This window comes from Pantoea sp. Tr-811 (assembly GCF_011752535.1).
Taxonomy (GTDB): domain Bacteria; phylum Pseudomonadota; class Gammaproteobacteria; order Pseudomonadales; family Pseudomonadaceae; genus Aquipseudomonas.
On sequence record NZ_VWXJ01000006.1, the window covers coordinates 248,412 to 274,433 of the forward strand.

The following is a 26,022-nucleotide window of genomic DNA, read 5'->3' on the forward strand; positions in this document are numbered from 1 at the left end:
ATGCCTGTGCCGTCGCGCGCGACCGCCTTGTTGGTTCCCTTCGATGTCGCGTCGTACGCCAAGGGGGGCGCGCGCAGCTAACATGAACATTGGCCCGAAACAAACGTAGGAGCGAGCGTAGCTCGCGAAGCGCCGCGCGGGCGGCGCTCGATCTCACAGGCGCTACAAGACGCAACCCGCAAGCGCGGCGCGCGATCTCAGCCACAACGCGGCCCTCCAGCCAAACACCCCCCCAGCAACTTTTTCACATCCCCTTCACCGCCCCCAAACAACACCCCCCCTACGATTGCCCCCGCTAAACACCCAGACACAAACATTTTGTTACCTGTGCTGGACATTTTTCCCATTCACGCTTGGCTTGCACGCAGAACACCGTGCTGGAAGCACGCCCCCGTTCGTTGTACTCACGCCACCCAACGCCGCGCTCGCACCGGATTGCCCCGGGCGCACCGTTGAAACCGAAAACCGTCTGGCACCAAGGCCTACCCATGACGTCCGACATCCGCCCGCTGCGCCCGTCTACCCGCTCACTGCCTACCCTGGCCACCCCCTCGCTGGCCCAACGCATGGCCATCCCCGGCCTTGTGCTGGCGTTCGTGCTGTTCTACCTGCTTCCACTGATGAACCACGGCTTGTGGATACCCGATGAAACCCGCTATGCCCAGATCGGCCAGGAGATCCTGCTGAGCGACAACTGGGTTGGCCCGCACTTCATGGGCATCCGCTACTTCGAAAAGCCAATCGGCGGCTACTGGCTGCTCGCCCTGGGCCAGGCGATTTTCGGTGAGAACTTGTTCGGCGTGCGCATCGCCTCGGCCTTGAGCACCGGCATCAGCATCTGCCTGGCCTACCTGATCGCCCGCAGGCTGTGGAACAACCCACGGATCAGCGCCAGCGCCGCCCTGCTGTACATGAGCTTCGGCCTGATCGCAGGCCAAGCCGGCTACGCCAACCTCGACCCGCAGTTCACCCTGTGGGTCAACCTAAGCCTGGTGGCGGTATGGTTCGCCATCGACAGCCACAGCACCCGCGCCCGCCTGCTCAGCTGGGCATTGCTGGGCGTGGCCTGCGCCATGGGCCTGATGACCAAGGGCTTTCTCGCCCTGCTGCTGCCGGTGCTGGTTACCCTGCCGTTCATGCTCTGGCAGCGGCGCTTCGGCGAGCTGCTGCGCTACGGCCCGGTCGCCATCCTGGTGGCGGTGGCCGTCAGCCTACCCTGGGTGCTGGCGGTGCAGGTGCGTGAACCGGACTTCTGGCGGTTCTTCTTCTGGCACGAGCACATCCGCCGCTTTGCCGCCGGTGCCGATGCCCAGCACGCACGGCCATGGTGGTTCTACCTGCCGCTGCTGTTCGCCGCCAGCCTGCCTTGGGCCGTGCTGCTGCCGAGCGCCCTGCTGCGCGCCTGGCGCGAGCGGCGGGTGCCGAAAATGGCCTTCCTGGGGCTGTGGTTCCTGCTGCCCCTGGCCTTCTTCAGCGCCAGCAGCGGCAAGCTGCCGACCTACATCATGCCGTGCCTGCTGCCACTGGCCTTGCTGATGGCCTGCAGTATCAACGGCTGGCTGCACAACCAGGACACGCGCGTGCTGCGCCTGAACGGCGCGGTCAACACCCTGCTGGCAGCGGTCGCCCTGGTGGCGCTGGTGTACCTGCAGGCCACTCGCCAGCTTTACCAGCACGTCGAAATGTACAGCCTGCTGCTGGTGTGCGTCGTGCTCACAAGCTGGCTGATCGCCAATGCGCTGCAGGCCATGCGCCCACTGGCCCTATGGGCGATGCCAGCGCTGGGCATCGGCATGCTGGTGGCGCTGCTGCCAGCGGCCATGCCGGCGAGCATCGTCAACAGCAAGATGCCCGACACCTTCATTGCCGAGCACCAGCAGGCCCTGGGCCAGACCCACACCCTGCTGAGCAACGACCTGGGCGCCGCGTCCGCGCTGGCCTGGCGCCTGCGCCGGCCTGAAGTGGTGCTGTTCAACACCGTTGGCGAACTCAAGTATGGCCTCAGCGACCCCGCCATGGCCGCGCGCAAGGTTAGCCTCGACGACCTCGGCCCCTGGATGGCCGAAGCGCGCAGCAAGGGCTCGGTGGGCGTGGTGCTGCGCATCAACAGCCAGGACGAAGTGCAGGAAGCCCAGGCCATGCCCAAGGAGGGCGAGCACTTCCGCCGCGGCAACCTGGAAATCTTCATCATTCCCCAGCGCCAGCCATGAGGTTGCTCCGTAACGACCGACGCGCCCTGCTGCTGTTGCTGGCCACCACGGCACTGATACTGCTGGTTGGCCTGGGCAACCGCGAGCTGTGGGGCGCAGAAACCCGCTGGGCCAATATCAGCCTGCAAATGCTGCAGAGCGGCGACTACTTCGACCCCTACCTCAAGGGCGGCGCCTACTATGACAAGCCGCTGCTGTCGTACTGGCTGATCACCGCCAGCGCCTGGCTGACCGGTAGCCTGGGCGCCTGGTCGCTGCGGCTGTCTTCGGTGCTGGCGGCGTGGTTGAGCGTGTGGCTGGTGTACCTGTTGGGCGAGCGCCTGCTGCAACGGGGCACTGGCCTGATCGCCGGCTGGATGCTGGCCACCACCTTCTATTTCGTGTTCTGGGCACGGGTGGCCACCGCCGACATCCTCACCGTATGCGGTGTGCTGGCGGCGCTCTGGTGGTACTGGCGCGGGCCGGACGACACAGGGTTCTGGCGCTACAGCGTGTTCTTCGGGCTGCTGGCACTGACTTCACTGTGCAAGGGCCTGATCGGCTTCATCCTGCCAGGGTTGCTGCTGTTGCCCCACCTGCTGGGCCAAGGCCGCTGGAAGCGCCACCTGAACCTCAGGCTGGCAGCGGCGCTGCTGCTGGGCGGGGCGCTGTACATCACGCCGTTCCTGCTGTCGCACCTGTATGGCGCGGCGAACTATGCCGAGAGTGGCCTTGGCCTGGTGGTGCGGGAAAACCTGGTGCGGTTCTTCCAGCCCTTCGACAACCTCGGCCCGCTCTACACCTACCTGCTGTACCTGCCGGTATACACCCTGCCCTGGGCCCCTTGCTGGGTGATCGCCCTGTGGGTTGCCCTGCGCCAATGGCGGCACATCGAGCCGAACACCCGCTGGCTGGTCCAGGGGCTCGCCCTGCTGATGCTGTTCTTCACCGCCAGCGGCAGCCGGCGCAGCTATTACGTATTGCCACTGGTGCCGTTCGCCCAACTGCTCGGGGCCTGGTGGGTCACCCGCTGGCTGGCCGTACGCAACAGCCAAGGCCGCGGCTTGCACCTGGGCTTTGCGGCAACGGCGGCCCTGCTGGTGGCGGTGCTGGGCATCCTGGTGCCATGGAGCAACGGTGGCGGCGGCGTGATCGGCTTTGGCAAGGCCGTACGCGAGCTGGCCAGCGCACAGGCACCGCTGGCGCAGTGGCACCTGGTGATGGTCGAGGTAGACAACAAAGTGCCGATGTACCTGCAAACCGGTGGCGCCCCCTTCCGCTATGTCGCCGACACCGAGGACTACCCGCGCAGCGGCGACACCGCCACGCTAATGGCCTGGCTGGAGCGCGACAGCGGCCAGCACTGGGACCCGCAGCGCACCATCATCGTGGCCCATTACCGGCCCGGCCAACCGCCACCGCTCGACTACCTGAGCCACGATCACCAGGTCATCACCACCCAGCCAAGCCGAGGGGAACGGCTGTTGCACTCGAGCGCTGAGCACAGCGTGGCTTATATACCCAAGGCGTGATGTTTAACGCCCGAACGTGCAACTAAGCGCACCGTGCCGCCAACGCCGAACATTAATAAATATTTAATAAAACAATGCATTACGGCGATTCTAACTATTCGTTATCCATCCATTTGAATGGCAACCTGAACCTGAGCTGTCCAACTGCAAGATGTCACGCTGGCGCGACTGTTTTTTGATGTTTCTTTCACAAATTCAGGCATAACCTTTATTGGATAAGCCCCGGTATTAGGCGCGGCGGCAAACACCGAAAGACTGACTTCGCGCAAGGCATTAATCATTTTGCCAGTGCCCTTGATGCAAAAGCGTTTATTGCGTCTACGCTGGGAATGGATTCAATGAAATCAATGGGTTCTGTTATTTATTGCATGACCGAGGTGTTCATGAGTGAGGCGTTTCTCCCCTTCTCTCGCCCTAGCATGGGCGAAGAAGAAATTGCAGCTGTCGGCAACGTTCTGCGCTCGGGCTGGATCACCACCGGGCCACAGAACCAGGCATTGGAAGAACAGTTTGCCCAATACGTCGGTTGTCGCCATGCCGTGGCCCTGTCCTCGGCCACCGGCGGCATGCACATCGCCCTGCTGGCCCTGGGCATCGGCCCAGGGGACGAAGTCATCACCCCGTCGCAAACCTGGGTTTCGACCGCCAACATGATTTCGCTGATCGGCGCCACGCCGGTGTTCGTCGACATCGACCGCGACACCCTGATGACCGACGCCGCCCGTATCGAAGCGGCCATCACCCCACGGACCAAGGCCATCATCCCGGTGCACTACGCCGGCGCCGCATTCGACCTCGACCCGCTGTACGCCCTGGCCGACAAGCACGGTATCGCCGTGATCGAAGACGCCGCCCATGCCGCCGGCACCCGCTACAAAGGCCGCCATGTCGGTGCCCGTGGCACGGCGATCTTCTCGTTCCACGCGATCAAGAACATGACCTGCGCCGAAGGCGCGATGTTCGTCAGCGACGACGAAGCCCTGGCCAGCCGCGTGCGCATGCTCAAGTTCCATGGCCTGGGCGTTGATGCCTACGACCGCCTGACCCACGGCCGCAAGCCCCAGGCCCAGGTCATCGAGCCTGGCTTCAAGTACAACCTGGCCGACATCAATGCCGCCATCGCCCTGGTGCAGCTCAAGCGCCTGGATGCGATCAACGCCCGCCGCAGCGAGCTGGCCGCGCGCTACCAGCAGCGCCTTGAAGGCCTGCCGGTGCAACCGCTGGCGCTGCCGGCCTACCCGCAGCAGCACGCCTGGCACCTGTATATCCTGCGCATCGACAGCGAACGCTGTGGCCTGGACCGCGAAGCCTTCATGAAAGGCCTGCAGGAACGTGGCATCGGCAGCGGCATTCATTTCATCGCCACCCACCTGCACACCTGGTACCGCCAGCGCGACCCGCAGCTGTCGCTGCCCAACACCGAATGGAACTCGGCGCGGCTGTGCTCGATTCCATTGTTCCCGGACATGACCGACCACGACCTCGACCGGGTCGTCACCGCCATTGAACAGCTTGTGGGAAATCGCCCGTGAGACCTTACCCGATCCACCGCGTGTCCATCGTCATCCCGGTGTACAACGAGGAACAGAGCCTGCCGGAGCTGCTGCGCCGCACCGCAGCCGCCTGCCAGCAACTGCATCACCCCTATGAAATCGTGCTGGTCGACGACGGCAGCCGCGACGAATCCGCCAGCATCCTGGAAGACGCCGCCAAGGCCGAGAACAGCCCGTTCGTGGCGGTGATCCTCAACCGCAACTACGGCCAGCACGCGGCAATCATGGCCGGCTTCGAGCAGTGCCAGGGCGATGTGGTGATTACCCTCGACGCCGACCTGCAGAACCCGCCGGAGGAGATCCCGCGGCTGGTCGCCGAGGCCGAGCGCGGTTTCGACGTGGTCGGCACGGTGCGCAGCAACCGCCAGGACTCGGCCCTGCGCCGCTGGCCGTCGAAGGTCATCAACTACGCGGTCAAGCGCTCCACCGGCGTTGCCATGAGCGACTACGGCTGCATGCTGCGGGCCTACCGGCGCACGGTGATCGACGCCATGCTCGCCTGCCGCGAGCGCAGCACGTTCATCCCCATCCTGGCCAACAGTTTCGCCCGCCACACCACCGAAATCACCGTGCACCACGCCGAGCGCGAACACGGCGACTCCAAGTACAGCCCCATGCGCCTGATCAGCCTGATGTTCGACCTGATCACCTGCATGACCACCACGCCCCTGCGCCTGCTGAGCATCGTCGGTTTCAGCATGGCCGCGCTCGGCGTGCTGTTCGCCGTGGCGCTGATCGTGCTGCGCCTGGCCTTCGGCCCGGGCTGGGCGGGCAACGGCCTGTTCGTGCTGTTCGCCGTGTTGTTCGTGTTCACCGGTGGCCAGTTCATCGGCATGGGCCTGCTGGGCGAGTACCTGGGGCGCATGTACAGCGATGTGCGCGCCCGCCCACGGTTCTTCATCGAAAAAGTGCTGCGCAGCGGCCCTGCGCCCACCCCTGCAACCCCAGTCACCGTTGACGGTTTCACTTCCTCCACTTCTGGTCAGGTTCATTCATGAGTGCAAAAACAGTTGTCTTCGCCTACCACGATATCGGCTGCGCCGGCATTGAAGCCCTGCTTGCCTGCGGCTATGACATTGCAGCGGTGTTCACTCATGCCGACGACCCCAAGGAAAACACCTTCTACGGCTCGGTAGCCCAGTTGTGCGCCCGCAAGGGCATTGCGGTGCACGCCCCCGAGGACGTCAACCACCCGCTGTGGGTGGAGCGCATCAACACCCTCGCGCCGGACTACCTGTTCTCCTTCTACTACCGCAACCTGCTGGGCGAACCCTTGCTGGCCGCCGGGCGCAAGGGCGCATTCAACCTGCATGGCTCACTGCTGCCGCGCTACCGTGGCCGGGCGCCGGCCAATTGGGTGCTGGTCAACGGCGAAAGCGAAACCGGCGTTACCCTGCACCGCATGGTCAAGCGTGCCGATGCCGGCGCCATCGTCGCCCAGCTGCCGGTGGCCATCGAGCGCAGCGACACGGCGCTGAGCCTGCACGGCAAGCTGCGCGCCGCCGCCGCCGACCTGCTGCGCGACACCTTGCCAGCGCTGCGCCAGGGCAAGCTCAGCGAAACCCCGCAGGACGAGGCCAAGGCCACCGTGTTCGGCCGCCGTACCGCCGCCGATGGCCGCCTGGACTGGCACCAACCTGCCGAAACCCTGTTCAACCTGGTGCGCGCCGTCACCCAGCCCTACCCCGGCGCGTTCTGCCCGGTGGGCGAGCACAAACTGATCGTGTGGCAGGCGGATGTCGCCAAGGGCAACGAGGGCCTGGCCCCTGGCCGGGTAATCAGCACCGACCCGCTGCGCGTTGCCTGTGGCGAGGATTCGCTGGTGATCCACGCCGGCCAGCGCAACGACAACGGCCTGTACCTGAGCGGCCCGCAACTGGCCGGTGAATTGGGCCTGGTCGAGGGCTCGCTGCTGCGCGCCGCCGACTCACGCCGCGCCGTTCGCCGCACCCGGGTGCTGATCCTGGGCGTGAACGGCTTTATCGGCAACCACCTGTCCGAACGCCTGCTCAGCGACGAGCGCTATGAGGTGTACGGCCTGGACATCGGCTGCGACGCCATCGAACGCCTGCGCAATCACCCGCGCTTCCACTTCGTCGAAGGCGATATCAGCATCCATTCCGAGTGGATCGAATACCACATCAAGAAGTGCGACGTGGTGCTGCCGCTGGTGGCCATCGCCACGCCCATCGAATACACCCGCAACCCGCTGCGCGTGTTCGAGCTGGACTTCGAGGAAAACCTGCGCCTGGTGCGCTACTGCGTGAAGTACAACAAGCGCGTGATCTTCCCGTCCACCTCGGAAGTCTATGGCATGTGCCAGGACCCGAACTTCGATGAAGACACCTCCAACCTGGTGGTCGGGCCGATCAACAAGCAGCGCTGGATCTACTCGGTGTCCAAGCAGCTGCTCGACCGGGTGATCTGGGCCTATGGCCAGAAGGGCCTGAACTTCACCCTGTTCCGCCCCTTCAACTGGATGGGCCCGCGCCTGGACCGCCTGGACTCGGCGCGCATCGGCAGCTCCCGGGCCATCACCCAGTTGATCCTCAACCTGGTGGAAGGCACGCCGATCCGCCTGTTCGACGGCGGCGCGCAGAAGCGCTGCTTCACCGACATCGCCGATGGCGTCGAGGCCCTGGCACGGATCATCGACAACGACGGCGATGCCTGCAACGGCCAGATCATCAACATCGGCAACCCGGACAACGAAGCCAGCATTCGCCAGCTGGGCGAAGAACTGCTGCGCCAGTTCGAAGCCCACCCGCTGCGCAGCCACTTCCCGCCGTTCGCAGGCTTCCGCGACGTCGAGAGCAAGGCGTTCTACGGCGGCGGCTACCAGGACGTGTCCCACCGCAAGCCAAGCATTGCCAATGCCAAGCGCCTGCTGAACTGGGAACCGACCGTAGAGATGCGTGAAACCATCGGCAACACGCTGGACTTCTTCCTGCGCGAAGCCCTGCGCGAGGTCGAAGCCCGCCCGGCAGAAGATGCACGCTGATGCAGGCCGGGCTACGCATCGATGTCGACACCTACCGCGGCACCCGTGAAGGTGTGCCGCGCTTGCTGGAGCTGCTGGACGAAGCGCAGGTGAAGGCAACGTTCTTCTTCAGTGTCGGCCCGGACAACATGGGCCGCCACCTGTGGCGCTTGGTGCGGCCACAGTTCCTGTGGAAGATGCTGCGCTCCAATGCGGCCGGGCTGTACGGCTGGGACATTCTGCTGGCCGGCACCGCCTGGCCCGGCAAGCCGATTGGCCGCGACCTCGGCCACCTGATGCGCCACGCCCGCGAGGCCGGCCACGAGGTGGGCCTGCACGCCTGGGACCACCACGGCTGGCAGGCCAATGCCGGGCGCTGGACGGCGGCGCAGCTGGGCGAGCAGATCCGCCGTGGGGTCGACACCCTCAGCGACATCCTGGGGGCCAAGGTGGACTGCTCGGCCGCCGCCGGCTGGCGTGCCGACGAGCGGGTGATCGAGGCCAAGCAGGCGTTCGGTTTTCGCTACAACAGCGACTGCCGCGGCGCCAGCCTGTTCCGCCCGCGCCTGGCCGACGGCTCGCCGGGGGCGCCGCAAATACCGGTGGACTTGCCCACCTTCGATGAGGTGGTAGGCCCGCAGGTGGCCGCCGCCGACTTCAACGCCTTCATCCTGAGGCAGTTCCTGCCCCAGGCACTCAACGTCTACACCATTCACGCAGAGGTAGAAGGGATTCTGATGGCCGAGGATTTTCGCCAGTTGCTGGCCACTGCACGCCAGCAAGGCATCACGTTCAAACCGCTGGGCGAGCTGTTGCCCGCCTCGCTCGACAGCTTGCCCGTTGCCTGCGTGCAACGCGGCACCCTCGGCGGCCGTGAAGGCTGGCTGGGAGTGCAAGGGGCATGAGCAAACGCTGGACGCTACCGTTGCTGCTGGGCCTGTTCGTGCTTGCCTACCTGCTGCCGTTGGGCAGCCATGGCTTGTGGATTCCCGATGAAACCCGCTATGCGCAAATCAGCCAGGAAATGCTGCTGACCGGCGACTGGATCTCGCCGCACTTCATGGGCCTGCGCTACTTCGAAAAACCCATCGCCGGCTACTGGATGATTGCCCTTGGCCAAGGCGTGTTCGGCCAGAACCTGTTCGGTGCGCGCTTCGCCTCGGCGCTGGCCACAGGCTTGAGCGTGCTGCTGTGCTACGTGGTGGCACGGCGGCTGTGGAACGACCCACGCAAGAGCCTGGCCAGCGCCCTGCTGTACATGAGCTTCGTGATGGTTGCAGGCCAAGCCGGCTACGCCAACCTCGACCCGCAGTTCACCTTGTGGGTCAACCTCAGCCTGGTGGCCCTGTGGTTCGCCCTGACCAGCCACGGCGGCGGCCAGCGCCTGGCCGCCTGGGCCGTGCTGGGGCTGGCCTGTGGCATGGGCTTCATGACCAAGGGTTTTCTCGCCTGGGCCTTGCCGGTGCTGATCGCCCTGCCGTGGATGCTGTGGCAGAAACGCTGGCGCGAGCTGCTGGTATACGGCCCGCTGGCCATCGCCGTGGCGGTGCTGGTCAGCCTGCCCTGGGTGCTGGCCGTGCACGCCCAGGAACCGGACTACTGGCGGTTCTTCTTCTGGCATGAGCACATCCGCCGCTTTGCCGGGGAAGATGCCCAGCATGCTGCGCCTTGGTGGTTCTACTTGCCACTGCTGGTGGCATTCAGCCTGCCCTGGGCCGGGCTACTGCCCACGGCGCTGAAACAGGCCTGGCACAGCCGCGCCCAGGCCAGCATCGGCTTCCTGCTGCTGTGGCTGCTGATGCCGCTGCTGTTCTTCAGCCTGAGCAAAGGCAAGCTGCCGACCTACATCCTGCCCTGCCTGCTGCCCCTGGCCCTGCTGCTGGGCCACGCCCTGGGCGAGCGTTTGCACGCGCAGCAAGGCCGTGCCTTGGGCCTCAACGGTTGGCTCAATGTCGCGCTGGGGGCGGTTGCCCTGGTCGCCCTGGCCTGGCTGCAGCTGAAAAAACCGGTGTACGAGCACGAACTGCCCAGCCTGTTGTGGCTGTGCGTGGGCCTGGCCGGCTGGCTGGTCAGCAGCCTGGCCCAGGCGCTGTCGCCGCTGCGCTGCTGGGCCGCGCCGGCGCTGGGCAGCCTGCTTTTGGTCGGCCTGCTGCCGGCGGCACTGCCCAAGGCGGTGGAGGCCAGCAAAACCCCCGACCAGTTCGTGCTGCAACACCAGGGCGAGCTGGCCGGCGCCACCTACCTGATGAGCAACGACCTGGGCGCGGCGTCGGCACTGGCCTGGCGCCTCAAGCGCAACGACGTGACGCTGATCAACACCATCGGCGAACTGAAATATGGCCTGGCCTATCCTGAGGCAGCCGCACGCCACGTCGCCAGCGAACAGCTGCGGCAATGGGTGGCCGATGCCCGCCGAAGCGGTTTGGTCGCAGTGCTCATGCGTGTGAAGGACAAAGATGATCGCCATGATCTCGACTTGCTGCCAGACGATGGCACGCGCTATCAGCAAGGCAACTTGGTGATCGTGATACTTCCAGGAGCTGCGCCATGAGTTGGCTGTTGCTGCTCAGTGCCTGCCTGCTGACTTGCCTGGGCCAGGTGGCGCAGAAATTCGCCGTGGAAAGCTGGCGCGCCCAGCCCAGCGGCTGGGCCGGCAAACTGCGCTCGCCATGGCTGTGGCTGGCCCTCGCCGCGCTTGGCAGCGGCCTGCTGGTGTGGCTGCTGGTGCTGCAGCGCATGGAGGTCGGCATCGCCTACCCGATGCTCAGCCTGAATTTCGTGCTGGTCACCCTGATTGCCCGCTTCGCCTTCCATGAGCCGGTGGACCGCCGCCACTGGCTGGGCGTGGCGCTGGTGATTGCCGGCGTGGCCTTGCTGGGGCAACAGGCATGAACCCGCGCCTGGGCATCACCTACGCCCTGGGCAGCGTGCTGCTGGTAAGCAGCGCGCAGCTGGCCATGCGCTGGAGCATGACCCGCTTGCCGCAACCTTCCGCGTGGCTTTCAGCGCTGATGGGCAACGGCGTCGATGCCCTGCCGCTGGCGGTGGTGCTGGCGGCGATCGGCGCCTATGGCCTGTCGATGCTCTGCTGGCTGCTGGCCCTGCGTGACCTGCCGTTGGGCCGGGCCTATTCGCTGCTGAGCCTGAGCTACGCCCTGGTCTATCTGCTGGCGGCCAGCCTGCCGCTGTTCGACGAACATTTCAGCCTTGGCAAAACAGCCGGTGTGGCCTTGGTCATGCTCGGCGTCATCACCATCAATTCCCGTCCGGCCCGTGCGCCCGCGTTCAGGAGTGCTCCATGAAAATCACAGTGTTTGGCAGCGGATATGTCGGCCTGGTGCAAGCTGCGGTATTGGCCGAGGTCGGCCACGATGTCGTCTGCATGGATGTTGACCAGAAGAAGGTCGATTTGCTGCGCGAAGGCCATGTCAGCATCTTCGAACCGGGCCTGTCGAGCCTGGTGCGCGAAGGCCTGGATGGCGGCCGCCTGCACTTCACCACCGATGAACAGCTGGCCGTGGAACACGGCCGGGTGGCCTTCATCGCCGTCGGCACGCCGTCCTGCGAGGATGGCTCGGCCGACCTCAAGTATGTGATGTCGGTGGGCGATGCGGTGGCCCGCCATCGCCAGCAACCGCTGATCCTGGTGGAAAAATCCACCGTGCCAGTGGGCACCGGCGACAAGCTGCGCGCCCACATCGATACGGCCCTGGCAGGCCGCGCGCTGCGCATCGATATCGTGTCCAACCCTGAATTTCTCAAGGAAGGCTCGGCCGTGGCCGACTGCCGCCGCCCCGACCGTATCGTCATCGGCTGCGACGGCGAAGACGTGCGCGACGTGATGCGCGACCTTTACGCGCCGTTCAACCGCAACCACGACCGCATCATGTTCATGGATCTGCGCAGCGCCGAGCTGACCAAGTACGCCGCCAACTGCATGCTTGCCACCAAGATCAGCTTCATCAACCAGATCGCCGAACTTGCCGAACACCTGGGCGCCGATATCGAGTCGGTACGCCAGGGCATCGGGGCCGACACTCGCATCGGCTACCACTTCATCTACCCAGGCTGCGGCTACGGCGGCTCGTGCTTCCCCAAAGACATGCGTGCACTGATCCACAGCGCCGAGCAGGCCCATTGCTCCAGCGACCTGCTGCAGGCGGTCGAGGCCATCAACGAGCGGCAGAAGCACAAGCTGTTCGAACGGATCAAGGCGTTCTACAAAGGCAGCCTGCGCGGCAAGACCTTCGCCGTCTGGGGCCTGGCGTTCAAGCCCAACACCGACGACATGCGCGATGCCCCAAGCCGCGTGCTGCTCGAATCGCTCTGGGCTGCCGGCGCCAGCGTGCGCGCGTTCGACCCGGAGGCCATGCAGGAAACCCAGCACCTGTACCCCAACGAAGAAAAGCTGATGCTGATGGGCACGCCAGAATCGGTGCTGTCCGGTGCCGATGCGCTGATCATCTGCACCGAGTGGCAGCAGTTCAAGGCCCCGGACTTCGAGCTGATCCAGCAGCGTCTGAAGGCCCCGGTGATCTTCGACGGGCGCAACCTGTACGATGCCGAGCGCCTGGCGCGAAAAGGCTTCAAATACTTCCCGATTGGCCGCGGCGACTCTTGCCAGCTGCCAGTGGCACCGCACCTGCCGCGCCGCCGGTCTAAAGCAGCCTGATGCCCTTGCCCCTCACCGTGCGCCGGCAGTCCCTGGTTGCAGGGCTGCTGGCGCTGCTGCTGTTCTGCGCCGGCGCCCAGGGGCTTGCGCCCATCGGTTTCGACTCGCGCTTCGTGCTGTTCGCCCAGGAGATGCTGCGCCATGGGCCAACGGTGTTCCCTACCACCTACGGGCAGCCGTATGCCGACTACACGGCGCTCTCGACCCTGTTCATCTGGCTGCTGTCGCTGCCCATGGGCGCCGTCGACAGCCTTGGCGCCTGGCTGCCCAGCGCCTTCGCTGGCGCCGTGATCGTCACCTTGATGTACCGGCTGCTGGCGCCCTTCTCGCTGCGCTGGGCTTGGGCCAGTATCGTGATGCTGGTGCTGACCGCCACGTTTGTCAGCGAGGTGCGGGCGGTGTCCCAGGACCTGATGCTGGCGGCCGTGGCGTTCGCCGTGTTCTACCTGGGTTATGCCCACGACCACCACGGCGCCGGGCGGCGCTGGCCGTTGCTGTTCGCGTTGCTGCTGCTGGGCTTTGGCATTCGCGGGCCGATCGGGCTGGTGGTGCCGACGGGCATGCTGTGCAGCTACTACCTGCTGGCCGGGCAATGGCGGCGCATGCTGGTGTTTGGGGTGCTGGCCAGCGTGCTGCTGGCGCTGTGTGTAGGGCTGTTGCTGTGGCTGGCCAAGGCCAGTGGTGGGCAGGCGTTTCTGGACGATGTAATTCGCATGCAGTTCATGGGGCGCATGGACGGCAGCGAGGGGGCCAGCAGTGCGCTGTTCTACTTCAGCAGTTCGCTGGGCAACTATGCCCTTGCCTACCCGCTGGCGTTGCTGGTGCTGATCGCCGCCGGGCTTGCCCAGGCAAGGCTGCAGGGGCCGGCGTTGCGGCTGGTGGTGTACTGCGCGGCGGCGGGGTTGCTGGTGATGCTCGGGCTGTCGATTCCGTTGGCCAAGAAGGCGCGCTATGTGCTGCCGATGCTGCCGATGGCGGCAATCGTTGCAGCCTACCCGTTCCAGGTGGCCCAGGGGCGGTTGTTCGCCTGGCTGCGCGGGCTGATTCAGGCACTGTGGCTGGTGTTGCCAGGCGTGCTGATGATCGCCCTGCTGGTTGCCCATCGCCGTTACGCCGAGCAACTGGGTTCGATCAGCGTGCCGGTCGCGGTGCTGGCGGCCTTGCAGTTGCTGGCCGTGTCCCGGCTGTGGTGGCCACGCAGGCGGGCCGAGGTGCTGGCCGGCTGCGCGGTGCTGGCGGTGTGGCTGGTGTACGTGGCGGTGTTCGAGCCGGTGCAGCGGCGGTTGTATGATACGCGCGCATTCACCCAGGCGGTGATGGCGCAAGTTGCCCAGCAGCCGGCGCCGCTGGTGCTGCACCGGCTGGGGCAGGACGCCAAGGCCATCAAGTTCATGGTCAATGTCGACCACGACCTGCAACCGCTGTTCACTGAAACGCCCGGGCAGTTGCAGGCCTTGCAGGGGCCGGCCTGGGTCATCATGGCGCGGCAGGACTTCCAGGCGTTGCAGGGCTCGGCGCCGGGCGCGCTGGAGCCACGCCTGGGTGGGCGGTTTGACAACGACGACTATGTGCTGCTGCACCGTGCGCCGTGACGCCTTGCGGGGCTGCGCACAGGGTAGAAGTGAACGTTTCGGGCGTCAGGCACTCCATGTACCGCACCTGGGCCGAGCCAGGCCCCAGGTGAGGGAAATGAATCCCGCGAACCTTCCATGGAGCAGGAAGTGATGAGCGTTACCTTGAGATGCCTGAAATGCGACGGGCAGGACCTGGTCAAGCCCGTGCGGCTGCACCGCAAGTCCATCCTTACCTGCCGGACGTGTAACGCCATCGCCCTGTATGGCGACCTGCTGGAGGCCTCGGGCCGGCGCCTGATGGCCGACCTGCAAGAGCAGTTGGCTTCGATGCGGGCGGGCTAGAGCCTGAAGCGCACGTGAATGCAGCTTTTGCCCTCCAGCCGGTCGATGGTCACCGCGGCGCTGCCATAACCTGAATAGCTGTTCACCAGGCGCATGCCCAGGCCGGTGCCGGTGGGCTTGGGGTAGCTGTCGGGAAACCCATCGCCCTCGTCCTTCACCGTCAGCAGCACATGGTCCAGTGCATGCTTGACTGCCACCTCCACGGTGCCCTTGCCGTACTTCAACGCGTTGGTGATGAGCTCGGAGATCACCAACCCCAAGGGTGCCATGCGCTCGGGCGGCAGCACGAAGTCGTCGGTTTCGAGCAGGATTTTGCGGTCAGCCAGGGCCTTGCCGAGGTCGCCCAGCAAGGCATTCAGATAGTCCGCAGCCGACACCGTGTCGTGCTCGGCAATGTGATACAGCCGCTCATGCACGCTGGCGATGGTGACCACGCGCCCCGCGGCCGTTTCCAGTTGCAACTTCACCGCCGCGTCCGGGCTGAGGTTCGCTTGCAGCAACAACAGGGTATTGACCAGGTGCAGGCTGTTCTTGACCCGGTGATGGATCTCTTCCAGGTGCAGGTCGCTGGCACTTTGCCGGGAGTTCTGCGCCTCGATCAGCGACAGCAACTGGGCTTCGTATTGATGGCGCTCGGTAATGTCCCTGGACACTGCGATCACCCGTTCGATCTGGCCGTTGGCGCCCAGAATCGGCGCGACGGTCACATCCCACCACCTGGGTTCATCGGGCGCTGTGGGGAAGTACGCTTCGAACCTGGCGGTTTCACCGCCGGTTACCTTGCCCATGGCCTGGGCCACCAGCGAGCGGGACTCATCCGGCCAGAGTTCGGGCCAGCGTTGGCCCTTGACTTCGGCCAGGGCCGGCAGGTGCATCAGCTCAAGCCCCTTTTCGTTCATGAATTCGATTTCGCCGCTGAGCGCGAGGATTTTCACGCAATCGGGGCTGGCGTTCAGCATGCTTTCGGAATACGGGTCGGGGCGAGGCGTCTCGTTGCCGGCGGCAATGCGTTCCAGTGCCAGGGAGATGACGTTGGCGATGCCCTCCAGGAACACCAGGTCGCTTTCGACGAAATCCTCACCGTCACTGCTGTCGGCCTCCAGCACGCCAAAGGGGCCAAGCGCGCCACGAATAGGCACGTTGATGGCCCGCTCGATACCGTATTTTTTCAGCAGATCCGGGGTGCGAAAGCGCTCTTCCATCCCCAAATGGTTGGATAACACCGGGCGAAAGGTGGACAGCGCGTACCCCGCCGGGCTGGCAATGTCACCGCCCACGGTGGCATGGCCGATGTCCGAGGCGTCCCAGCCCACACCGTGCGTCAGCACATAGGCTTCGCTGTCTGCCAGTGGCTGCAGCACTTTGGAGAAACGGGTCTGCATGCCCTCGGCCACCACCCTGCATGCCTGCGAAAGCAGTGCATCGAGGTCATCGACCTTGAGCGACATCACGCCAAACTCGACCACCAGCTCATGCTGGCGGTGCAGCCGGGCGTGGGACTTTTTCATCGCAGCCCGGATGGTTTCGTCCGGTGGTAGTTGTTGCATAGGAACTCCATCACATGGCGACAGGGCAACCAGCAGCCCACACTGCCCCACCAACGTTTCGCCGGTAGCCTTGGAACCTTAGCCGTTATTCGCAACCGGTGCCTGCGCTGGCAGACTGGGGGCGCTACCATTGGGCATAGTTTACGGGCAACCGCAACGACGCTGTGTTTTCAAGGATTGGCTATCGCACGTTCACGAGGGGATTTCATGCCGCACCACGCTTTGCGCTCGCTGGCCCGTACCCTGCTTCTGCTGCTCGCCAGCCTGCTGGCCCTGCCAGCCTTGGCCGCGCCGCAAACGCTACGCCTGGGGCAAGCCACGCATTACCACTTCCTGGCCTTCGCCAACCATGACCTGCAACAGGCCAGCCTGCCCGTACAGCGCGCGGTGGTGCTGTTGCACGGCGTGCAGCGCAACGCTGACGACTACTTCGCCAGCGGCCAGCAGCTGCTGCAGAACGCCGGGTTGAGCGCTGACGACACCTTGCTGCTGGCGCCGAACTTTCTCACGCCCCGGGATCGCCGCGCCGGCGACGACATGCCGCTGTGGGCCAAGGACAAGTGGATGCACGGCACCGCCTCGCAGGACGGCCGGGTGGGGATCGCCGGTTTTACCGTGCTCGATGACCTGCTGGCCTACCTTGGCAACCGCGAGCACTTTCCGGCGCTCAAGGAAATCGTGTTGATCGGCCATTCGGCCGGGGGCCAGCTGCTGCAGCGCTACGCCCTGCTGGGCGTGGGCTCGGTTGGGCGTGGTATTGCGCTGCGCTATGTGATCTCCAGCCCCTCGTCCTACCTGTATGTCGACGGCAATCGTTGGCAGAACGGTGCCTTCAAACCGGTGCCTGCGGGCCAGTGCCCAGGCTACAACCAGTACCGCTATGGCCTGGAACAGGCGCCGCCTTACTTCGTTCAGCAGAACCTCGACGCCAAGCAGCTGTTCAAGCGCTATGCGGCGCGTGAGGTCACCTACATGGTCGGCGCCCGCGACAATAATCCCGAAAGCCGGGTAATGGACCGAAGCTGCGGCGCGGCCTTGCAGGGCGCCAACCGGGTGGAGCGACAGCTGGGTTACCTGCGCTATGAAGCCTTTTTGGCAAAGCAGTGGCGCATTGCCGTTCACCATCGGCAATTTCAGGTGAGCCAGGTCGGCCACGATGAGGCCCGCCTGTTTGCCGCCAAAAGCGTGGCCCGGCGATTGTTCCCTGCACATTGAGTGTGTTCACGGCGCCTTGGCGTTACCATGGTGCAATGGTGATGAATATCGAGCCAAAAGCCCGGGAGTGCTGGATGCAGAAGCTGTTGTTACCTGTCGCCATCTTTGTGAGTGTGATCGTTGTGGGCAAAGTGTGCGAACACTTCGGGCTGAGTACGAACGTGAAGTTCGGCCTGGTTTGCGTGGTTGCGTTCGTTGTTCAGATCGAGGTTAGCCGGTATCAGCGGTCGCGTCAGGCTTAACGTCTGACACCCAGGGCGCGCGGCGCCCTTGGCGCACCGGTTGTAATTTGTGTCGAAAAATCAGAATTTTTCCCTTTGTTGTAGTCCATTTCCCAAAGATACTGTTGCCGCTTGTTTTCCGTTGCGGGTGCTCTGCTGAGGCTCTAGTCTCGGCCTGTCGCTGCAAATCAGCGATACGGCTTTGACAGGCCGCGACGGTATTTGGCTTACGGCACGTCTATATGGCGGCTGTACGTGTGGGCACGCTTGCGTGCGCCGGAGCTTGCCAATTCCACCGGTCTGTCAACCCATGTACAGCTGCCACCCTTTCGTTTGACAGCAAAGGGGCGCAGCACAACCGAGGAATTGGATTCGTGATGGACGACAAATCGAACGTAAAAACCACCGTTGGCAAAACCAAGTTCTACCAGGGCGAAAAACAGACTCATCCGCTGTTCTGCATCGAGCCCGGCATTTCCTGCCAGCATGCTCGGGAGCAGGCCTCGGAGCTGATGGGGTATGTGCGGGACATGACCATCAGTGGCCTGATGGATGAAAAGCCCGAATTGATCTGGGTCTCGCATTACCGCAGCGGTTTGGCCAAGGCGCTGATGGATGATGCTGAGTTGGGCATGATGCGCTGAGGGTGTAGTGCAGGGAACAGTGCCAGCAGGCACGCCGTGATCCCCTGTAGGAGCGGGCTTGCCCCGCGAACACCGGCGAAGCCGGTGCCACGGACCGCGTTGCCTGCTTCGCGGGGCAAGCCTGCTCCTACATCTGTTTCGGGCCAGTTATTCCTGCGCCATAGGCGCGCGGCGCCTTGGTGTTCTAGGCGGCTAACCTGTTAATATTTGTGTCGAAAAATCAGAACTCTTCCCTTTGTTGTAGTCCATTTCCCAAAGATACTGTTGCCGCTTGTTTTCCGTTGCGGGTGCTCTGCCAAGGCTCTAGTCTCGGCCTGTCGCTGATTGATCAGTGACACGGCTTTGACGGGCCGCGACGGTTTTGAGTATCGGCATACCTTTATGGTGGCTGTACGTGCGGGCACGCTTGCGTGCGCCGGAGCTTATCAATTCCGCCGGTCCGTCAACCCACGTGCAGCTGCCACCCTCTGCTTGACGGCTTAGGGTCGCGGCACCAACAAGGAATTGAACAATGCTGAAACTTGTCCCCGATCCACCCCATGCTTTCCCAACGCTTGTATTCAAACTCATACAAATGGCAGACGAGGAGTTGCAAGCGTGATGGACGACGAATCGAACGTAAAAACCACCGTTGGCAAAACCAAGTTCTACCAGGGCGAAAAACAGACTCATCCGCTGTTCTGCATCGAGCCCGGCATTTCCTGCCAGCATGCTCGGGAGCAGGCCTCGGAGCTGATGGGATATGTGCGGGACATGACCATCAGTGGCCTGGTGGATGAAAAGCCCGAATTGATCTGGGCCTCGCATTACCTCAGCGGTTTGGCCAAGGCGCTGATGGATGATGCTGAGTTGGGCATGATGCGTTGAGGGTGTAGTGCAGGGAACAGTGCCTTTGTGGGAGCGGGCTTGCCCGCGAAGCAGGCAACGCGGTGGATGGCACCGGCTTTGCCGGTGTTCGCGGGCAAGCCCGCTCCCACAGTGCCTCTGTTAAATTAGATAGTTACGATTTGTTCCATGGGAGATAACCCAGCCCTGCAGGCTGCGCTGTCGCGCAGGGAACAGTGCCAGCAGGCACGCCGTGATCCCCTGTAGGAGCGGGCTTGCCCCGCGAACACCGGCGAAGCCGGTGCCACGCACCGCGTTGCCTGCTTCGCGGGGCAAGCCCGCTCCTACAGGTTTCCCAGTTAAATCAGATGCTCCGTAGGAGCGAGCAAAGCTCGCGATGCGCCGCGCAGCGGCGCCCTACCCCAAGGCCCACATCAGAACACCGACCACCCAATCCGCGAACTCAACATCTCAAGCGCCGCCATTCCCGCGTACGAGTTCCCCGCCGCATTCAACTCCGGCGACCACACGCAAACGGTGAACTGCCCCGGCACGATGGCCACGATCCCGCCCCCTACCCCGCTTTTACCAGGCAGCCCCACCCGATAGGCAAAGTTCCCCGCCTCGTCATACAGCCCGCTGGTGGCCATGATCGAGTTAACCTGCTGAGTCTGGCGCCGGGTCAGTATCTGCTCGCCACTGTGCTTGCAGAACCCATCGTTGGCCAGAAAACCAAAGGCTCGGGCCAGGTCCAAGCAGTTCATTTGCAACGCGCAATAACTGAAATAACTGCGCAGCACCGTTTCAACCTCGTTATGGAAGTTACCAAACGCCTGCATCAGGTACGCCATGGCAGCATTGCGTGCGCGGAACTGGTATTCCGAGTCAGCGACACGGGTATCCATCGACACGTTGGCATTGCCCGACAAGCGCCGCACGAAATCACGCATCGACAAGGTGGGCGCGGCAAAACGCGACTGGTTGATATCACAGATCACCAGCGCCCCGGCATTGATAAAAGGGTTACGCGGGCGCCCGCGTTCGAACTCCAATTGCACCAGGGAGTTGAACGGCTGGCCGGAGGGCTCATGGCCAAGCCGCTCCCAGATGGCTTCACCGGAATGGCCGATGGCCTGAACCAGGCTGAACACTTTGGAAATACTCTGCACCGAAAACGGTACCAACGCATCGCCTGCGCAGTAATAGCTGCCGTCGTTGCCATAAACGGCGATGCCCAACTGCTGCGCCGGCACATCGGCCAGCGCAGGGATGTAGTCAGCCACTTTGCCCTTGCCAATCAAGGGCCGCACTTCTTCGAGGATATCGTTCAACAGTGTTTGCATGGGAAGCTCTGTTCATCAGTCCCCAGACGACGGCTCGGGGTCGCTTCCTTGACGAAAGTTCGGCATGAGAAATCACACAATGTATCAAGATGATTACGCCCACGCAGAGCCAGGCGTCAGCTTGGGTCATCCGGCATGACGATCAGGCCAAGCAGCTCGGCAACCAGGCTCAGCGCATCCTGTTGATACTCGTCACACCACGATTGCAGCCCGCCACGGGGAAACCCTTGCTCTTCCCACTGCGCCAATGCAAGGGCATTGATGATTTCCATCTCGAACCAAACCTTCTGCCACTCGGCAGCATCGGCTAACACAGCAGGGTTTTGCCAAGCGAACTCAGCCTGAGCCACGAAGTGCGACCAGGATTGCAGATTCAGGTGCGCGCGCAGGGCCAACGACCTCAGCTCCAAAGCTACGAGCATAGGTTTACTCCTTTAAACACGAATGGGCTGTTGGGTATTCTGCCAGAGCGCGCCGCAATAGGCCGCGAAGCTAAAAATAGCCCCAGCCACTGAACCGACGCCCCCTCACGAAGTCGAAGCCGTCACGCTCAACAGGACGGAGCCCCGACATTGTCGATCAGATTGACCACCCTATCACTGGCGGTATTGCTGACCGCCTGCACCCACTACCGCTACGTTGATCCAGACACACCGGAAGGCCTGGAATGCCTGCACAAGCTCCATGAGACAGTGAGTGCGTGCGAAGCCAAGGTCAAGGCGCAGCAGGATAACTTCGACTCGCTGCACGAAACCCAGGCGCGCTCCACGCAGCAATGCGAGCACTTCAATACGCTCAACATGCCCAATGCCTGCCCGCCAGCACCCAGCCCTACTACGGTGCCCAACTATTGCCGGTCGGGGTTTGACGAGAAGTACAAGGCGTGTGGGGGACGGGTTGAGAAGGTGGAGAATTAGTGGCTTTGAGATCGAGCGCCGCCCGCGCGGCGCATCGCGAGCTGCGCTCGCTCATCTAGCGGTATGCACCAAGGGGCCGCGCGCGATGACCACATGAACATTGGCCCGAAACAGACGTAGGAGCGAGCGCAGCTCGCGATGCGCCGCGCGGGCGGCGCTCGATCTCATAGGCGCTGATTGACCCAAGGCGAACACATCCCAACTCCACCCACACTAGAACTCAACCTTGCCCCGCCCCGCCTTGACAGTACTGCGCCTGGCCTTGCCTTCCAGACGGCGGGTTTTCGAGCCAAGGGTCGGCTTGGTAGGGCGGCGTTTCTTCTCGGTTTTGCCAGCCGCCAGGATCAACTCGGCAAGCCGCGCCAGCACATCGGCACGGTTCTGTTCCTGGGTGCGGTACTGCTGGCCCTTGATGATCAGCACGCCATCACCCGTGATGCGGCTGTCACGCAGCGCCAGCAGCCGCTGCTTGTAGAACTCAGGCAACGATGAGCCTGGGATGTCGAAGCGCAGGTGCACGGCGCTGGACACCTTGTTGACATTCTGCCCACCCGCGCCTTGCGCACGGATGTGTGTCAGTTCGATATCGGCATCCGGCAGATGCAGGTTACTGGAGATGGTCAGCATGAGAGGGCCCTGTTCATTGCCCCCATTATCACCGCCTTCGGCGCACATCGCACGCCGGAACCTTCCATTCCCCGTCCCTTCCGTCATAGTCCCCGCGCCACCGCCAATGCCATAGTGGAGAAAACAACACGGATAAAATCCCATGTACAGAAACACCTCTACCCCCGCGGACGACAACGGTTGCGGCTGGTTCCACCTCAGCCCTAAGCGCCAGCCACGCGCCGCGCACCGGGGGCGGAGCGAGGCGCGCTGGGTGGTGCTCGGCGCAGGCTTCACCGGCCTGGCTGCCGCGCGGCAGCTGGCGCTGCACCACCCTGACGACGAAGTGATCCTGGTCGAGGCCCAAGAGGTCGGCTTCGGCGCCTCGGGGCGCAACTCCGGCTTTGCCATCGACCTGCCCCACGACATCGGTGCCGCCGACTACATCGGCGACCTGCCCACCGCACGCATGAACCTCAAGCTCAACCTGCGTGCGCAGTCGATTTTGCGTGGCCTGATCAACCAGCACGGCATCGACTGCCAGATCCGTTCGGACGGCAAGTACCAAGCAGCCGTCGAGGACAAAGGGCTGGCCGTGCTCGAAGCCTACCGCAGCGGCCTGGAAAAGCTCGGCCAACCCTACCAGATGATCGACGCCCGCGACCTGCCCGAGCACGTCGGCACCGCGTTCTACCGCAAGGCGCTGTACACACCAGGCACGCAACTGCTGCAACCGGCCGCCCTGGCCAAGGGCCTCGCTGAAAGCCTGCCGGCCAACGTCACACTGCATGAACGCACTACCATTACCCATATCGAGCAGGGCCGGCGCATCACCCTCAAGCACGCCAACGGCGAGATCATCGGCGACCAGTTGCTGCTGACCAACAACGCCTTCGCCTCGCACTTCGGCTTCCTGCCCGGCCGCCTGCTGCCCATCTTCACCTACGCCAGCATGACCCGCCCGCTGACCGAGGAAGAACAGGCCCGGCTGGGCGGCAAGGCCAGTTGGGGCATCATCCCCGCCGACCCGTTCGGCAGCACCCTGCGCCGCACCCCGGACCAACGCCTGCTGGTGCGCAACAGCTTCAGCTTCAACGCCAACGGCCGCGCCCACCCACGCCACATTGCCCGCGCCGGGCGCCAGCACCGTGACGCCTTCGAGCGGCGCTTTCCAATGCTCTCGGGCCTGCCGTTCGACTACACCTGGGGCGGTTCGATGTGCCTGTCGCGCAACCACCTGTCGCACTTCGGCAGCCTCGCGCCCAACGTGCATGCAGCGCTGTGCTGCAACGGCCTGGGCATTACCCGCGGCACTGCCACCGGCACCTTGCTGGCCGACTGGCTGAGGGGCGAGCGCGACGAGTTGATCGACTTCCTGCTGGGCTCCGCCGGCCCCAACCGCAACCCGCCAGAGCCACTGCTGAGCATCGGCGTCAACCTCAACCTGCACTGGGGCCAGCGCCGCGCCGGCCTGGAAAGCTGACAAGGAGGCATCATGCAAAGCCTGGGTATTCTCGGGGTGGGCGAGCTGAGCGAAAAGGTGGTCATCGGCCTGCGCTGCAGCGGTTTCGATGGCCCCATCCTGCTGTCACCGCGCAATGCGCAACGGGCTGCCTTGCTGGCCCATGAGCACGGCTGCCAGGTACTGGGCAGCAACCAAGCGGTGATCGACCGCTCCGAGCTGGTGATCCTCGGCGTACGCCCGCACTCGCTGGGCGAACTGGCCAATGAAGTGCGCCTGCGTCCGGGCCAGCGCCTGGTGTCGCTGGCCGCCGGGGTCAGCCTTGCCCAGCTGGCCGCGGCTTTCCCCGGCGCCCTCTGTATCCGTGCGATGCTGTCGTATGCCGCCCAGTACAACCAGTCCACAGTGGTGGTGTGCCCGCCGGATGCGCTCACCACCCAGAGGCTGGGGCCGTTGGGCAAACTGGTGGTACTGCAAAGCGAGCCCGAGTTCGAACTGGCCACGGTGGCAGCCTGCATGAATGGCTGGTTCTACTTCCTGCTGCACGATCTGCAGCAATGGCTGATGGACAAAGGCCTGCCAGCCGCCGAGGCACGCGCACTGGTGCTGGGCAACCTGCAGGACTGCGTGACCAGTGCCGAACAGCAGCCGGGCTACACGCTCAAGGCCCTGGGGCAGGCTATCGCTACCCCGGGCACCTTTACTGCAGACGGGTTGGCGGTACTGATGCATCAGCCGGTGAGTGCCACGTGGGGGGCTGCGTGCGAAGTGGTGCTGGATGCGCTGTTAACGCGCGCCGACTTGGCTGGCCGATAGGCTGCCCCTGCTGCGGCCACTTCGCAGGTCAACCGCGAAGTGGCCCGCCCCTGCGAAAGATCGCTATAGCTGGCGATAGACCCGCGCTGTATCTTCCTCGAAATGCTTCAGCTCATCCTGCCGCCTTGCTTCCGACCAGCCCAGCGCCGCTGCGGCTCGATGCGAGTACTGCTCCACCCGCTCACGCCCCAGGTCCGGGTCCAGCCCATAGGAGACGCGCCGGCGCATCAGGTCGACCAGCCTCACCACGTGTTCGCGGGCAACGATGCGGGCGATATCCTGCGGGTCGATCCGCTCACGCTCGATCATGCCCGTGGGCGCCTTTCCTCGCTTGCCTAGCCGCGCCTCCACGCCTCGGGCGATCAGCCGCGCCGCATGGCGATGGAGCATGATGGTCGAGCCGGTCAAGGTCAGCAGGCCCGGCTTGCCGGCCGCCTCGCTCAGGCGCACCGGCAGGTAGGTGCTGCGGCCATCCAAGGTCGAGGTCGGGCGCACGCCACACCAGCAGTGCTTCACATCGGCGCGGGACAGTTGCAGGTCGGGAAACAGGAGGTTGGCCTCGGCGAGGATATAGTCGATCTCGCTATCCTCGACACGTACGGTGTCGGGATCATCAGTAAAGTGCGACTCGGTCGGGCCGATGAAGTGAAATTCGCGCCAGGGGAAGACGTAGTACGGCTCGCCCTTGCTGGAGAACGCCTCCAGCCCCTGGCCGCGATAGGCCTCGGGTAAGCGCACCATGACATTGACGCCCTTGATACCCAATACCCGCGGATCGCGGTCAGCGGCACCCGCCACGCGGTCGACCCAGGGGCCGGCGGCATTGATCACCACCTTGGCGGTCACCTGTACCTGGCCCAGCGCTTCCGGCGCCTGCTCGTCCAGGGTTAGCCGCCACTGGCCGTCACTGCGCTGCAGCTGGCTGACGCGGGTATAGGTGCGCACCGTTGCACCCCGCCATTGCGCATCCAGGGCGGTGTCGACGCAAATGCGCTCGGGCCAGGCGTACATATATTCCTCGAATACACCCACGCCGCGCAGGGGCCCACCCAAGCCTGCGGCCATCGCGCTGTCGCTCGCGGCCTGCTTCGCGCTTTGCCGCCGGTAGGCCAGGGGCACCTTCCAGCCACCCAGTGCCTCGACCAGGCGAAAACCCATGTCTACCAGCCATGGCGGATAACGGTCCCCCTTGCGAAACGGATAGTGGAAGCGGTGCTTGGTCAAGTGGCCGGGCATGTCCCTGACCAGTTCGGCGCGACAGCGCATCACCTGGCGGGTGTAGCGCAGGCGCTGCCACATATCGAAAGGCCGGAACGGGATTTGCCACAACGGGTAGCGCGCAGCCAGGTAGCCAAGCCCCGAATAGAGCATGCGGCTGGAGCGCGAGGAGGTGCCGGCACCGATGTCGCCACGGTCGACCAGAAGGGTGCGGAAGTTGCGCGCCGCCAGTTGCCGGGCGGCGGCGCAACCGACTGCGCCTGCGCCGATGACCACCACGTCAAAGTGGTCGCCGTCGAGAGATTGCAAGGAGGGACGGGTCATAAACGGATTCCGGGTTCTTGTGATTGTTCTGGGAGGTCTTCA

General features: G+C 64.2%; 25 protein-coding genes. 19 read left to right on the forward strand and 6 right to left on the reverse strand.

Annotated elements, in window-relative coordinates:
* Positions 1-488: 488 nt before the first annotated feature.
* Together arnT (F3J44_RS12010) and F3J44_RS12015 are read left to right on the forward strand one after the other, a co-directional pair.
* Entirely contained in the window at positions 489-2,210 is a 1,722-nt protein-coding gene (arnT, locus tag F3J44_RS12010; RefSeq protein WP_167272559.1) for a lipid IV(A) 4-amino-4-deoxy-L-arabinosyltransferase, read from the forward strand.
* Positions 2,207-3,721, forward strand: coding sequence for a glycosyltransferase family 39 protein (locus F3J44_RS12015; RefSeq protein ID WP_167272562.1), 1,515 nt, complete (start codon positions 2,207-2,209; stop codon positions 3,719-3,721). The genes arnT (F3J44_RS12010) and F3J44_RS12015 overlap by 4 nt, the downstream gene beginning before the upstream one ends.
* A gap of 101 nt (positions 3,722-3,822) precedes the next feature.
* Here the strand turns inward: F3J44_RS12015 and F3J44_RS12020 are convergent, their stop codons facing one another.
* Positions 3,823-4,002 (reverse strand): hypothetical protein, encoded by a 180-nt coding sequence (locus F3J44_RS12020; protein ID WP_167272565.1) that lies wholly within the window; start codon positions 4,000-4,002, stop codon positions 3,823-3,825.
* Between the two features lie 102 nt (positions 4,003-4,104).
* Between F3J44_RS12020 and arnB the strand changes: the two genes are divergently transcribed.
* From arnB to F3J44_RS12070, 10 genes are all read left to right on the forward strand, one after another.
* The gene (gene arnB / locus F3J44_RS12025) at positions 4,105-5,253 is read left to right on the forward strand and encodes a UDP-4-amino-4-deoxy-L-arabinose aminotransferase (protein ID WP_167272692.1); all 1,149 of its coding nucleotides are present in this window, start codon (positions 4,105-4,107) and stop codon (positions 5,251-5,253) included.
* The gene (gene arnC, locus F3J44_RS12030) at positions 5,250-6,272 is read left to right on the forward strand and encodes an undecaprenyl-phosphate 4-deoxy-4-formamido-L-arabinose transferase (RefSeq protein WP_167068628.1); all 1,023 of its coding nucleotides are present in this window, start codon (positions 5,250-5,252) and stop codon (positions 6,270-6,272) included. Before arnB ends, arnC begins: the two co-directional genes overlap by 4 nt.
* Positions 6,269-8,275 carry a bifunctional UDP-4-amino-4-deoxy-L-arabinose formyltransferase/UDP-glucuronic acid oxidase ArnA gene (arnA, locus tag F3J44_RS12035; protein ID WP_167272568.1) on the forward strand — a complete coding sequence of 669 codons (2,007 nt, stop codon included), beginning with the start codon at positions 6,269-6,271 and terminating at the stop codon, positions 8,273-8,275. The genes arnC and arnA overlap by 4 nt, the downstream gene beginning before the upstream one ends.
* Positions 8,272-9,159 carry a 4-deoxy-4-formamido-L-arabinose-phosphoundecaprenol deformylase gene (gene arnD / locus F3J44_RS12040; RefSeq protein WP_205299852.1) on the forward strand — a complete coding sequence of 296 codons (888 nt, stop codon included), beginning with the start codon at positions 8,272-8,274 and terminating at the stop codon, positions 9,157-9,159. Before arnA ends, arnD begins: the two co-directional genes overlap by 4 nt.
* A complete protein-coding gene (gene arnT / locus F3J44_RS12045) occupies positions 9,156-10,805 on the forward strand; it encodes a lipid IV(A) 4-amino-4-deoxy-L-arabinosyltransferase (protein ID WP_167272574.1) in 1,650 nt (549 codons plus the stop codon). The genes arnD and arnT (F3J44_RS12045) overlap by 4 nt, the downstream gene beginning before the upstream one ends.
* Positions 10,802-11,146, forward strand: coding sequence for a 4-amino-4-deoxy-L-arabinose-phosphoundecaprenol flippase subunit ArnE (arnE, locus tag F3J44_RS12050; protein WP_167068640.1), 345 nt, complete (start codon positions 10,802-10,804; stop codon positions 11,144-11,146). Before arnT (F3J44_RS12045) ends, arnE begins: the two co-directional genes overlap by 4 nt.
* Complete coding sequence (gene arnF, locus F3J44_RS12055; protein WP_167272577.1) at positions 11,143-11,556, forward strand: 4-amino-4-deoxy-L-arabinose-phosphoundecaprenol flippase subunit ArnF; 414 nt, start codon at positions 11,143-11,145, stop codon at positions 11,554-11,556. The genes arnE and arnF overlap by 4 nt, the downstream gene beginning before the upstream one ends.
* Complete coding sequence (locus F3J44_RS12060) at positions 11,553-12,926, forward strand: UDP-glucose/GDP-mannose dehydrogenase family protein (RefSeq protein ID WP_167068646.1); 1,374 nt, start codon at positions 11,553-11,555, stop codon at positions 12,924-12,926. The genes arnF and F3J44_RS12060 overlap by 4 nt, the downstream gene beginning before the upstream one ends.
* Positions 12,926-14,518 (forward strand): glycosyltransferase family 39 protein, encoded by a 1,593-nt coding sequence (locus F3J44_RS12065; protein WP_167272580.1) that lies wholly within the window; start codon positions 12,926-12,928, stop codon positions 14,516-14,518. The genes F3J44_RS12060 and F3J44_RS12065 overlap by 1 nt, the downstream gene beginning before the upstream one ends.
* Positions 14,519-14,650: 132 nt before the next feature.
* The gene (locus tag F3J44_RS12070; protein ID WP_205299837.1) at positions 14,651-14,842 is read left to right on the forward strand and encodes a hypothetical protein; all 192 of its coding nucleotides are present in this window, start codon (positions 14,651-14,653) and stop codon (positions 14,840-14,842) included.
* On the opposite strand, the gene F3J44_RS12075 is transcribed toward F3J44_RS12070, so the two are convergent.
* The gene (locus F3J44_RS12075; protein WP_167272583.1) at positions 14,839-16,389 is read right to left on the reverse strand and encodes a sensor histidine kinase; all 1,551 of its coding nucleotides are present in this window, start codon (positions 16,387-16,389) and stop codon (positions 14,839-14,841) included. The two genes, F3J44_RS12070 and F3J44_RS12075, sit on opposite strands and share 4 nt — an antisense overlap.
* Before the next feature lie 207 nt (positions 16,390-16,596).
* Here F3J44_RS12075 and F3J44_RS12080 point away from each other — a divergent pair, with 207 nt between their 5' ends.
* The 4 genes from F3J44_RS12080 (at position 16,597) to F3J44_RS12095 (ending at position 19,336) form a co-directional block, all read left to right on the forward strand.
* Positions 16,597-17,604, forward strand: coding sequence for a hypothetical protein (locus tag F3J44_RS12080; RefSeq protein WP_167272585.1), 1,008 nt, complete (start codon positions 16,597-16,599; stop codon positions 17,602-17,604).
* 41 nt (positions 17,605-17,645) lie between these two features.
* Positions 17,646-17,846, forward strand: coding sequence for a hypothetical protein (locus F3J44_RS12085; protein WP_167272232.1), 201 nt, complete (start codon positions 17,646-17,648; stop codon positions 17,844-17,846).
* Between the two features lie 356 nt (positions 17,847-18,202).
* On the forward strand, positions 18,203-18,469 hold the full coding sequence (locus F3J44_RS12090) for a DUF3077 domain-containing protein (protein WP_167272588.1): 267 nt from the start codon (positions 18,203-18,205) through the stop codon (positions 18,467-18,469).
* A gap of 600 nt (positions 18,470-19,069) precedes the next feature.
* Complete coding sequence (locus F3J44_RS12095; RefSeq protein WP_167272591.1) at positions 19,070-19,336, forward strand: DUF3077 domain-containing protein; 267 nt, start codon at positions 19,070-19,072, stop codon at positions 19,334-19,336.
* Between the two features lie 392 nt (positions 19,337-19,728).
* Here F3J44_RS12095 and glsB read toward each other — a convergent pair whose 3' ends face one another.
* Positions 19,729-20,637 carry a glutaminase B gene (gene glsB / locus F3J44_RS12100; protein WP_167272594.1) on the reverse strand — a complete coding sequence of 303 codons (909 nt, stop codon included), beginning with the start codon at positions 20,635-20,637 and terminating at the stop codon, positions 19,729-19,731.
* Positions 20,638-20,753: 116 nt separating this feature from the next.
* Positions 20,754-21,032: a hypothetical protein gene (locus F3J44_RS12105; RefSeq protein ID WP_205299838.1), complete on the reverse strand. Its 279-nt coding sequence runs from the start codon at positions 21,030-21,032 to the stop codon at positions 20,754-20,756.
* A 177-nt stretch (positions 21,033-21,209) separates the two neighbouring features.
* Here F3J44_RS12105 and F3J44_RS12110 point away from each other — a divergent pair, with 177 nt between their 5' ends.
* Positions 21,210-21,554: a hypothetical protein gene (locus F3J44_RS12110; protein ID WP_167272599.1), complete on the forward strand. Its 345-nt coding sequence runs from the start codon at positions 21,210-21,212 to the stop codon at positions 21,552-21,554.
* Between the two features lie 213 nt (positions 21,555-21,767).
* On the opposite strand, the gene arfB is transcribed toward F3J44_RS12110, so the two are convergent.
* Positions 21,768-22,181, reverse strand: coding sequence for an alternative ribosome rescue aminoacyl-tRNA hydrolase ArfB (gene arfB, locus F3J44_RS12115; RefSeq protein ID WP_167272602.1), 414 nt, complete (start codon positions 22,179-22,181; stop codon positions 21,768-21,770).
* A gap of 142 nt (positions 22,182-22,323) precedes the next feature.
* Between arfB and F3J44_RS12120 the strand changes: the two genes are divergently transcribed.
* Together F3J44_RS12120 and F3J44_RS12125 are read left to right on the forward strand one after the other, a co-directional pair.
* Positions 22,324-23,643 (forward strand): FAD-binding oxidoreductase, encoded by a 1,320-nt coding sequence (locus F3J44_RS12120; RefSeq protein WP_167272605.1) that lies wholly within the window; start codon positions 22,324-22,326, stop codon positions 23,641-23,643.
* Positions 23,644-23,655: 12 nt separating this feature from the next.
* Positions 23,656-24,438 (forward strand): NAD(P)-binding domain-containing protein, encoded by a 783-nt coding sequence (locus F3J44_RS12125; protein ID WP_167272608.1) that lies wholly within the window; start codon positions 23,656-23,658, stop codon positions 24,436-24,438.
* A 63-nt stretch (positions 24,439-24,501) separates the two neighbouring features.
* On the opposite strand, the gene F3J44_RS12130 is transcribed toward F3J44_RS12125, so the two are convergent.
* Positions 24,502-25,980: an FAD-dependent oxidoreductase gene (locus F3J44_RS12130; protein ID WP_167272611.1), complete on the reverse strand. Its 1,479-nt coding sequence runs from the start codon at positions 25,978-25,980 to the stop codon at positions 24,502-24,504.
* Positions 25,981-26,022 lie beyond the last annotated feature (42 nt).